This window comes from Bradyrhizobium sp. AUGA SZCCT0222 (genome assembly GCF_018130205.1).
GTDB lineage: Bacteria > Pseudomonadota > Alphaproteobacteria > Rhizobiales > Xanthobacteraceae > Bradyrhizobium.
In genome coordinates, this window is record NZ_JAFCLX010000009.1 from 208,214 (window position 1) to 217,785 (window position 9,572).

The window sequence follows — 9,572 nt, forward strand, 5'->3', positions numbered from 1 at the left end:
GGGCACGCGAAGCGTGAGCCCGGAATCTCGAGATTCCGGGTCTGGTCCTTCGGACCATCCCGGAATGACGGTGAACGTTCACCCAACATCCGCAAACCGCGGCGCGCGTTTTTCCAGATTGGCGCGCACGGCCTCCTGCTGGTTGGGACCGCCCATCAGCTTCATCTGCTCGACGGATTCGGCAAGCAATGCCGGGCCGGGATCGACGGACAGATTGTTGAGCATGCGCTTGGCGGCGCGGATCGCGTCGGGGCTCTTGCCGGCGATCTCACGCGCAACCTCGAAGGCCGCGGCGCGGGGGTCGTCGCAGATCCGCGTTGCAAGGCCATAGCTCATCGCTTCCTGCGCCGAGAAGATGCGCCCGGTGTAGGTGAGGTCGCGCAGGATATCGTCGCGCACGAGGCTTGCGAGGATCGGCGTGCCCGCCATATCAGGCACCAGGCCCCACTTGATTTCCATGATCGACATCCGTGCATCAGGGGTGAGGAAGCGCATGTCGGCGCCGAGCGCGAGCTGGAACCCGCCGCCGAAGGCGACGCCCTGAATTGCCGCAATGACCGGCACCGGAAGTTGCCGCCAGCCCCACACCGCCTGCTGTGGAAAATTGGCGAGGCCGTGGGTGCGCGCGGAAAGGTCGCGCTTCTCGCCGCCGGCGATCCCGTTACCGCCCTGCTCCTTCATCGCGGCGAAGCGGCCCATATCGAGGCCGGCGCAGAACGACCGTCCTTCGCCGGACAATACTACCGCTCGAACCCCTTTTTCATGCGCAAGCCGTTCAGTTGCAGCGACAATCGCCTCGAACATCGCGGCATCGAGCGCGTTCATTTTGTCCGCTCGCACCAGCCGGACGTCGGCAATGCCGTCCGAAATCGATATCGAAACGCGCTGCTCCATGAGAATTGTCCTCCACTGCTATTCGCTGTTATCGCTTTACAGAACGGCGTTGTCCGGATTTAGTCAATCGACCAATTAACAGCAATTCCTTTCGGGTGGAAACGATGTTCAACGATCAGCTTCTCGCCGGGCGACGCATTCTCGTGACCGGGGGCGGTACCGGCCTCGGCAAATCCATGGCAGCGCGATTCCTTGAGCTTGGCGCCGAGGTCCATATCTGCGGCCGCCGCAAGAGCGTGTGCGACGAGACCGCTACCGAATTGATGGATCTGCACGGCGGACGTGTGGTCAGCCACGGCGTCGATATCCGCAACGCGCTTGCGGTCGACGAGATGATCGAACAGATCTGGACCGGCGGTCCGCTCACCGATCTCATCAACAACGCCGCCGGCAATTTCGTCTCGCGCACCCAGGACCTGACGCCACGCGGCTTCGACGCGATTGCCAATATCGTGATGCACGGCACGTTCTATGTCACCCACGCTATCGGCCGCCGCTGGATTGCCGAGAAGCAGCGCGGCAACGTGGTGTCGATCACCGTGACCTGGGTCCGCAACGGTTCGCCCTATGTGGTGCCGTCGGCGATGAGCAAATCGGCGATCCATGCCATGACCATGTCGCTGGCGATGGAATGGGGCCGCTATGGCATCCGGCTCAACACCATCGCACCCGGCGAAATTCCGACCGAGGGAATGAGCAAGCGTCTCAACCCGGGCGATGAACCCGGCGCACGCACCATCGCACGGAATCCGATGGGCCGCGTCGGCAAGATGGAAGAATTGCAGAACCTTGCCGTGTTCCTGATCTCGGGCGGTTGCGACTGGATCAACGGTGAGACCATTGCGATGGACGGCGCACAGGCGCTGGCAACCGGCGGAAACTTCTACGAGCTGCGCGAGTGGTCCGATGCCGACTGGGAGCATGCGCGCGATTCGATCAAGGCGCAGAACGAAAAGGACCGCGCGGCGCGGGGCGGGTAAAACTCTACGTCGTCCCGGCGAAGGCCGGGACCCATAGCCACCGTCGCCAATTGTTACGAAGGCGACTAACCGCATTTCTTCACCGATGGGCCGCGGCGTATGGGTCCCGGCCTTCGCCGGGACGACGCTGCTTGTTTTTCGCGCGCGATACCGCCAAACTCGGTGCAACGAAAATAAGACACGACGGGAGAAACATGTCCGCCACACAAGCGCCGGCAAACCTTGCCGAGATGGTGCGCGAGCGCGCCAGGAGCCGCGGCAACGCCCTGGCCTATGAGTTCGAAGGACGCCAGACCAGCTTCGCCGAGTTCGACATCAAGACCAATCGCGTTGCGAATGCGCTTGTAGCGCTCGGCGTCAAGCCGGGCGAGCGCATCGCCTACCTCGGCAAGAACAGCGACATCTATTTCGAACTGCTGATGGGCGCGATGAAGGCCAATGTGGTGATGGCGCCGGTGAACTGGCGGCTCGCCGGTCCCGAGGTCGCCTTCATCGTCGCCGATTGCCGGGCGCCGGTGCTGTTCGTAGGTCCCGAGTTCATCACGCAAGCCCGCAACATCAAGCCGCAACTGCCTGACCTTCGCACCATCATCACCACCGAAGGCGGCGCCCCGGAATGGCCGGATTTTACGGCCTGGCGCGATGCGCAGAGCGGCGATGACCCCAAGGTGCCGATCAGCCCCAAGGACGTCGCGATCCAGCTCTATACGTCGGGCACGACAGGCAAGCCGAAGGGCGCGATGCTGTCGCACGCCAATTTCCTCAACCTGGTGCAGACCGGCAGCGAGGCCGAGAAGCCCGACTGGAACAAATGGTCGACCGACGACGTCTCGCTGGTGGCGATGCCGATCTTTCACATCGGCGGCTCCGGCTGGGGCGTGATGGGGCTCTATCACGGCGCCAAGGGCGTGATCGCGCGCGAGTTCGATCCCACCAAGGTGCTGGATTTCTTCGAGCAGTCCGGAATTACAAAGCTGTTCATGGTGCCGGCCGCGATGCAGTTCGTGGTGCGGCAGCCGCGCGCCCGGCAGGTGGATTTCTCGCGGCTCAAATACATGCTCTACGGCGCCTCGCCTATTCCCGCAGCGCTGCTGAAGGAATGCATCGAAGTCTTCAAATGCGGCTTCGTGCAGATGTACGGCATGACCGAAACGACAGGCACCATCGTCGCGCTGCCGCCGGAGGACCATATCGAGGGCCTCGACCGCATGCGCTCGGCCGGCAAGGCCCTGCCCGGCATTGAGCTTGCGATCCTCGACGCCGACGGCACGCGGTTGCCGGTCGGCGAAGTCGGCGAGATCGCCACGCGTTCCGGCTCCAACATGGTCGGCTACTGGAACCTGCCGGAAGCCACCGCCAAGACGCTCGACCGCGACGGCTGGCTGCGCACGGGCGATGCCGGGTACATGGACAAGGACGGCTACCTCTACATCCATGACCGCATCAAGGACATGATCATCTCCGGCGGCGAGAACATCTATCCTGCCGAAGTCGAAAGCGCGATCTGCGATCACCCTGACGTCGCCGAAGCCGCTGTCATCGGCATCCCCGACGACAAATGGGGCGAAGCGGTCAAGGCGATCGTGGTGATGAAGCCGGGCAAGCAAGCTACTTCCGCCGACATCATCAACTTCACCCGCGAACGCATTGCTGGCTTCAAGACACCGAAGTCGGTGGATTTTCTCGAGGCGCTGCCGCGCAATCCGTCGGGCAAGATTTTGCGGCGGAATTTGCGCGACCCGTATTGGACGGGGAAGGACCGGCAGGTGAATTGAGGCTCGCTGCGCATTGCACCCTCGATGTCGTCCCGGCCTTGAGCCGGGACCCATACGCCGTGCCATCATTGATTGCGGGAAGTATTTGTTGCCTGCGCTTAACGAGCGTGCCCCACATGTCACCCTGTGGTTATGGGTCCCGGCCTTCGCCGGGACGACGTGTTGGTAGAGTGAGGTCCATCTCCCCTCAATGCTTCCCTGCCCCCATATACCCGAACAGGAATCCCGCCACTTTCCGCTTCTGGATTTCCTCGCTGCCTTCAGTGATGCGGTAGCGGCGGTGGTGGCGGTAGATGTGCTCGAACGGTTTGTGGCGCGAATAACCCATGCCGCCATGGACCTGCATGGCGCGGTCGGCGGCTTCGCAGCAGAGGCGATTTGCCCAGAAATTGCACATCGAGACCCTGTCGGAGAGCGTGTGCTCGACCTCCGCCTGGGTCAGCTTGTCCATTTCCCACGCCGTCTTGCGGATCAACAGCCGCAGCATCTCGGCTTGCGTGGCGAGTTCCACCAGCGGCCACTGGATCGCCTGGTTCTCGGCCAGCGCCTTGCCGAACGGCTTTCGCTCGCGCGCGTATTTGACGCTTTCGTTGATGCAATAGACGGCGGCGCCGAGCGAACTCGCCGCCTGCCGGATCCGGTTCTCATGCACGAAGCATTGCGCCAGCGACAGGCCGCGGCCGACCTCGCCGAACAGCGCGTCGTCAGGCACGAACACGTCGGTGAAGCTGACGCGGGGGTGATCGGTCGGCATGTTGAAGGTCCACATATATTCCTCGACCTTCACGCCCTCGGCTTTGGCGGGCACCAGCAGACAGGTGATGCCGCGCGCGTCGCCGTCATTGCCTGAGGTGCGGGCGAACAGCGCGCAATGCGTCGCCACATGCATGCCCGTGGTCCACATCTTCTGGCCGTTGACGATCCAGCCCTTGACGTTGTCACGGGTCGCCGGCACCGCCCGGGTTTCCATATGCGTGGCGTCGGAGCCGTGCTCGGGTTCCGTGAGGCCAAAGGTGATGCGGTACTTTCCAGTGATCGAACCGTCGATCATCGCCTTCTGTTCGTCGGTGCCGTAGCGGTCGAGCATGGTCACGATCGGGAGGTTGCCGACAATCGAATGCTCGTTCTGCAGGTCGTTATGCAGGCCCAATCCCTGGGAAGCGAAATGCTCGCGGATCACGGCCATCCAGAGGTTGGAGCCGTCCTTGCCGCCGTAGCGTTTCGGGATTGCGAAGCGCAGGTGGCCGGCGGCGTCAGCGAGGTTTTTCGCCTTGCGCAGCAGCGCTTCCCATTCATGCCGCGGCAAACCGCCCTTGTCGAAATCGGTGCGCGCCCATTCGCGGCGATGGTCGAAGAAGCGGATGTTGTCGTCGGCCTCTTCCAGCGGCTTGATCTCGCGCGCGATGAACTTGTCGAGTTCGTCGAGGTAAGCGACGAGGTCGGCGGGCAATGCAAAATCCACGGCGGTCTCTCCCGGAATGTCGTTTATTGTGTTTAGTGGCTAGCCGGACCAGGCGGCGCATGTTCGATTAAGGTTGGAATACCCTGGCCAAGTCAAGCAACGGAATATCGCTTGTGACGCGCGGCTCGCTTGCGTAATTGAATGGGTTCCGGCGGCTGGCACCGCGCTATCATTCCTCGTCACAGAAAAACAGCGGGAGCGAACATGGATCTCAAATTCTCCAAGGTCACGCGCAAGGGTCCGATCACGATCATCACGTTGAATCGCCCCGAAGTGTACAATGCGTTGCATATCGACGCGCATTTCGAACTCAACAAGGTGTTCGACGATTTCGCCGCCGATCCCGACCAGTGGGTGGCGATCGTCACCGGCGCCGGCGACAAGGCCTTTTGTGCCGGCAACGATCTGAAATGGCAGGCGGCCGGCGGCAAGCGCGGCTGGGACAAGGGTGGCTTTGCCGGCCTCACCTCGCGGTTCGACTGCGACAAGCCGATCATCGCCGCCGTCAACGGCGTCGCAATGGGCGGCGGGTTCGAGATCGCGCTGGCCTGCGACCTCATCATTGCCTCCGAGAATGCCACCTTCGCATTGCCCGAACCGCGCGTCGGCCTCGCCGCCCTCGCCGGCGGCGTGCACCGGCTGCCGCGCCAGATCGGCATGAAGCGCGCCATGGGCATGATCCTGACCGCGCGCCACGTCTCGGCGAAAGAGGGCCTTGAACTCGGTTTCGTCAATGAAGTGGTTCCTGCCGGCGAAGCATTGGCGGCCGCCGAACGCTGGGCCGAGACCATCGCCAAGAACTCGCCGATGTCGATCCGCGCCTCCAAGCAGGCGATCCAGAAGGGCATGGCGGTCTCGCTGGAACAGGCGATCGCCGAACAGCGCGAATATCCGGCGGTGAAGGCGATGGCGGCCTCGCAGGATTACATCGAGGGACCAAAGGCGTTTTCGGAGAAGCGCGCGCCGAAATGGCTGGGGAAGTGACGACGTAGTCGTCATTCCGGGATGGTCCGAAGGACCAGACCTCAGGTGCGCAATTGCGCACCGGGGAATCTCGAGATTCCGGGTTCGATGCTTCGCATCGCCCCGGAATGACGGAAGTGGTGATCACTTATTCCCCAACTCCCTCTTATACGACGCATAATTCGGCTGATCGACGGCGAGTTTGTCCATCGTGGTTTGCCATAGATGATCGGCCAGTCCCGGCGTCTGCAGATCGACCTCACCCTTTGCAATTTTATCCGATAGCGCGCGGTTGAGGTCGAGCAGCGCACCGTCGATGCCGAGCAGTTGCTTGAGCCGCGCGGCCTCTGCGCTATCGCTATCGCCTTCCAGCGCCAGTTGCCGCGTCACCAGATCGAGCCCGTTGATGGCGACGCGGAGCTTGAAGGCGTTGTGGCCCTTGATGGCGGGCGTGATCTCGTTGCGCAGAAAATCCGCGACCGCCTTGATCAGTTCGGTGGGTGTCGGTTCGTCCTGCATGTTAGACTCTCTGTTTGGGCATGATCTTATCCGAAAACCGGTGTCCACTTTTCGGGATCATGCCCCTCCCCTCGGGGCTAGCAATCTCAGCAGATCGATTTCCGTCTCCGACGAACGGCGCCCGATCATGGCGCGCTCCATCGAATGATCGGGGCCTTGGCGAAAACGCTGCATCATGCCGCAGCACATGATGCCCCAGCGCAGCGTGCCCATCACTTCCCAGAACATCACGCGGTCGGGATCGGCCTTGCGCCCGGCGGCTTCATAGCCGGCGAACAGATCCTCGCGCGAACCAAAGCCGCCGACCGGCTTGTCGATCTCGCCAAAGCGCCAGGAGTTGACGCAGATCCATCCCAAATCCTCCATCGGGTCGCCGAAATGCGCCAGCTCCCAATCCAGCACGGCGCGGACGCCGTCGGGCCCGATGATGAGGTTGCCGTGGCGAAAATCGCCGTGCACCAGCGTTACTTCCCTTGACGGGCCGGGATCGCGTTCGCGGAGCCAGCGCAGTGCCAGCTCGAACACCGGACGCGGCCGGCCAAAACTGCGATACTCCCGATCGAGATCGGCGATTTCCTTTGTCGCCGACATCTCGCGCAGCTTTGGCAGTTTTGCCGACGGCAAGCCGTGGATGCTGGCGATCACCCCGCCAAGCTGGCGCGCCAGGATCGGGCGCGCTTGTGCGAATTGTTCGTCGCGCAGAATTTTTCGCGCGATGGTCTCGCCCTCGATCCGCTGCATGATGAAGCCGGTGCCGAGTTCGTCCTCGGGCTTCAAGACATGCATCACGCGCGGCGACGGCAGGCCAGCGTCGTGCGCGAGCTGCATCAGCGTTGCTTCCGCGTCGAGCCCTGCGGCGCGGCCGGGTGACGCGCCATAGCCCGGCGGCGCACGGCGCAGGATCGCGCCGACAGTGCCGCCCGGGTGCACGATGTCGAACGTCCAGGTTTCCTGGCTGGCGCCGCCGGAAAGTTTTGCCGCGCCAGTGACGCCGGTCGCGCCCGGATACCAGGCGGCGACGCAGCGTCCGAGTTCGGCCTCGATCATTTGCCCCTGAACTTGGCGGGGCGCTTTTCAAGGAACGCGGCGACGCCTTCCTTGAAATCTTCCGCCGAGCCCGCGATACGTTGCGACTCGAATTCGAGGTTGAGCTGCTCCTCGTAGGAGTTTTCCGGGCTGTCCCAATAAAGTTTTCGGATCAGCGACAGCGCGATCGTCGGACCATTGGCAAGATCCTGCGCCAGCTTCATCGCCTCTTCCATCAAGACCGCATCGTCATGGACGCGGTTGACGAGGCCCCATTCCAGCGCCTTTTCCGCCGGCAGCCGTTCGCCCATCAGCGACAGTTCGACCGAGCGCGCCTTGCCGATCATCCGCGGCAGCAGCCAGGTCGATCCGCAATCCGGCACCAGGCCGATGCGGCGGAACGCCTGCAGGAAGTAGGACGAGCGCGCGCACAGGATCATGTCGCCCATCAACGCGAAACTCATGCCGGCGCCGGCGGCGGGGCCGTTGACGGCGGTCACGATCGGGCAATGCAGGTTGCGCAGGCGACGCAGGAACGGATGAAACGCGGTTTCCAGCGCCGCGCCGGCATTGACCCGGCCCGGCTTGGCGTTGTTGCGGCCCTGCAAATTGGCACCCGTACAGAACGCGCGGCCGGCCCCCGTGATCACAAGGCAGCGCACCTCCGCCTTCCTGTCCTCGATCGCATCCAGCGCCTCGCCGAGGCCGCCCAGCATGTCGATCGAAACCGCGTTCATGACCTCCTGGTGGTCAAGTTTCAAAATGGCGACCGAGCCATCGAAATCGAGCGTGACGTGCTTGAACTGCATTTGTTTCCTCGCGAGTTGTGTTTACGCGCTATCAGGCTTGCGCGATGGGTCGGATGTGTTGTCTGGGCCCATATTTGATTTTCCTGACGGGCTTGTCCATGGTCGGACTGAACCTCTGCCCACCACTGGGCGCAAACCTTGTTGTCTTGGGCATGATTCTTGTCGGAAAACCGGCGTCCACTTTTCCGGATCATGCCCTAACGCGCGCCAGACCAAATGGAAACACCCAAGGGATACATTCATGAGCATTTTCGACCTCTCCGGCCGCGTCGCTGTCGTTACCGGCGGTAATGGCGGCATCGGTCTCGGCATTGCGCAAGCGCTGAATGCGGCCGGATGCACCGTTTCGATCTGGGGCCGCAACGCCGACAAGAATGCGAGCGCGGCAGCAAGCCTCGCCAAGGGTCCCGGCAAGGTCGACACCCGCATCTGCGACGTCAGTGACCCCGCCTCCGTCAAGGCCGCGATGAAGGCCACGCTGGATGCTCTCGGCCGCGTCGACGGTTGCTTTGCCAATGCCGGCATCGGCGGAGGCGGACGGCGCGCCTTCATCGACCGCACCGAGGAGGAATGGCGAAAAATGTTCGCGACCAATCTCGACGGCGTCTTCCACGTGTTCCAGGCCGCCGCCCGCCACATGACCGAACGCGCGGAAGGCGGCGACAAATTCGGCCGTCTGGTCGCGACCTCGAGTCTCGCCTCCCTGTTCGGCACCGCGCGCAACGAGCACTACGCCGGCACCAAGGCCGCGCTGAACGCATTGTGCCGCGCGCTCGCGGTCGAACTCGCGCGTCACGGCGTCACCGCGAATGCGATCCTGCCCGGCTGGATCAAGAGCGACATGACGGCCGGCATCATGGCCAATGACAAGTTCGTCGCCAACGTGATGCCGCGCATTCCGGTGCGCCGGTTCGGCGAGCCCGCGGATTTCGGCGGCATCGCGGTGTACATCATGAGCCAGGTGTCGTCGTATCATACGGCGGATTGCTTTGTGATCGATGGCGGGTACACGGCGTTTTGAGGATGGACGCGGCGAAGCTCTCTCCACTCGTCGTCCCGGCGAACGCCCTAGGGCATGCACACATCTGATGTCGGGGATTCCCGAATCGGCATTTTGTGTGATTCATATTGTGACACTTCGGCT

9 protein-coding genes are annotated in these 9,572 nt (G+C 62.9%); 4 read left to right on the top strand and 5 right to left on the bottom strand.

Annotated elements, in window-relative coordinates:
- Positions 1–78: 78 nt before the first annotated feature.
- Positions 79–894 carry a crotonase/enoyl-CoA hydratase family protein gene (locus JQ629_RS10915; protein WP_212412650.1) on the bottom strand — a complete coding sequence of 272 codons (816 nt, stop codon included), beginning with the start codon at positions 892–894 and terminating at the stop codon, positions 79–81.
- Positions 895–998: 104 nt separating this feature from the next.
- Between JQ629_RS10915 and JQ629_RS10920 the strand changes: the two genes are divergently transcribed.
- Positions 999–1,874: an SDR family oxidoreductase gene (locus JQ629_RS10920; RefSeq protein WP_212412651.1), complete on the top strand. Its 876-nt coding sequence runs from the start codon at positions 999–1,001 to the stop codon at positions 1,872–1,874.
- Between the two features lie 194 nt (positions 1,875–2,068).
- Complete coding sequence (locus JQ629_RS10925; RefSeq protein WP_212412652.1) at positions 2,069–3,649, top strand: fatty acid--CoA ligase; 1,581 nt, start codon at positions 2,069–2,071, stop codon at positions 3,647–3,649.
- Between the two features lie 187 nt (positions 3,650–3,836).
- Here the strand turns inward: JQ629_RS10925 and JQ629_RS10930 are convergent, their stop codons facing one another.
- Positions 3,837–5,111 (bottom strand): acyl-CoA dehydrogenase family protein, encoded by a 1,275-nt coding sequence (locus tag JQ629_RS10930; RefSeq protein WP_212000641.1) that lies wholly within the window; start codon positions 5,109–5,111, stop codon positions 3,837–3,839.
- A gap of 204 nt (positions 5,112–5,315) precedes the next feature.
- Here JQ629_RS10930 and JQ629_RS10935 point away from each other — a divergent pair, with 204 nt between their 5' ends.
- Positions 5,316–6,095: an enoyl-CoA hydratase-related protein gene (locus JQ629_RS10935; protein WP_212412653.1), complete on the top strand. Its 780-nt coding sequence runs from the start codon at positions 5,316–5,318 to the stop codon at positions 6,093–6,095.
- A gap of 123 nt (positions 6,096–6,218) precedes the next feature.
- Here JQ629_RS10935 and JQ629_RS10940 read toward each other — a convergent pair whose 3' ends face one another.
- From JQ629_RS10940 to JQ629_RS10950, 3 genes are read right to left on the bottom strand one after another with little or no spacing between them, the layout of a single operon-like run.
- A complete protein-coding gene (locus JQ629_RS10940; RefSeq protein ID WP_212412654.1) occupies positions 6,219–6,593 on the bottom strand; it encodes a DUF6285 domain-containing protein in 375 nt (124 codons plus the stop codon).
- Between the two features lie 57 nt (positions 6,594–6,650).
- Complete coding sequence (locus tag JQ629_RS10945; protein ID WP_212412655.1) at positions 6,651–7,640, bottom strand: phosphotransferase family protein; 990 nt, start codon at positions 7,638–7,640, stop codon at positions 6,651–6,653.
- The gene (locus JQ629_RS10950; RefSeq protein ID WP_212412656.1) at positions 7,637–8,428 is read right to left on the bottom strand and encodes an enoyl-CoA hydratase/isomerase; all 792 of its coding nucleotides are present in this window, start codon (positions 8,426–8,428) and stop codon (positions 7,637–7,639) included. Before JQ629_RS10950 ends, JQ629_RS10945 begins: the two co-directional genes overlap by 4 nt.
- A gap of 241 nt (positions 8,429–8,669) precedes the next feature.
- Here JQ629_RS10950 and JQ629_RS10955 point away from each other — a divergent pair, with 241 nt between their 5' ends.
- Positions 8,670–9,449: an SDR family NAD(P)-dependent oxidoreductase gene (locus JQ629_RS10955; protein WP_212412657.1), complete on the top strand. Its 780-nt coding sequence runs from the start codon at positions 8,670–8,672 to the stop codon at positions 9,447–9,449.
- Positions 9,450–9,572 lie beyond the last annotated feature (123 nt).

Excerpts from the sequence above, each read along its gene's own strand:
- JQ629_RS10915 (WP_212412650.1), bottom strand. The coding sequence starts at position 894 with ATGGAGCAGCGCGTTTCGATATCGATTTCGGACGGCATTGCCGACGTC.
- JQ629_RS10920 (WP_212412651.1), top strand. The coding sequence starts at position 999 with ATGTTCAACGATCAGCTTCTCGCCGGGCGACGCATTCTCGTGACCGGG.
- JQ629_RS10925 (WP_212412652.1), top strand. The coding sequence starts at position 2,069 with ATGTCCGCCACACAAGCGCCGGCAAACCTTGCCGAGATGGTGCGCGAG.
- JQ629_RS10935 (WP_212412653.1), top strand. The coding sequence starts at position 5,316 with ATGGATCTCAAATTCTCCAAGGTCACGCGCAAGGGTCCGATCACGATC.
- JQ629_RS10940 (WP_212412654.1), bottom strand. The coding sequence starts at position 6,593 with ATGCAGGACGAACCGACACCCACCGAACTGATCAAGGCGGTCGCGGAT.
- JQ629_RS10945 (WP_212412655.1), bottom strand. The coding sequence starts at position 7,640 with ATGATCGAGGCCGAACTCGGACGCTGCGTCGCCGCCTGGTATCCGGGC.
- JQ629_RS10950 (WP_212412656.1), bottom strand. The coding sequence starts at position 8,428 with ATGCAGTTCAAGCACGTCACGCTCGATTTCGATGGCTCGGTCGCCATT.
- JQ629_RS10955 (WP_212412657.1), top strand. The coding sequence starts at position 8,670 with ATGAGCATTTTCGACCTCTCCGGCCGCGTCGCTGTCGTTACCGGCGGT.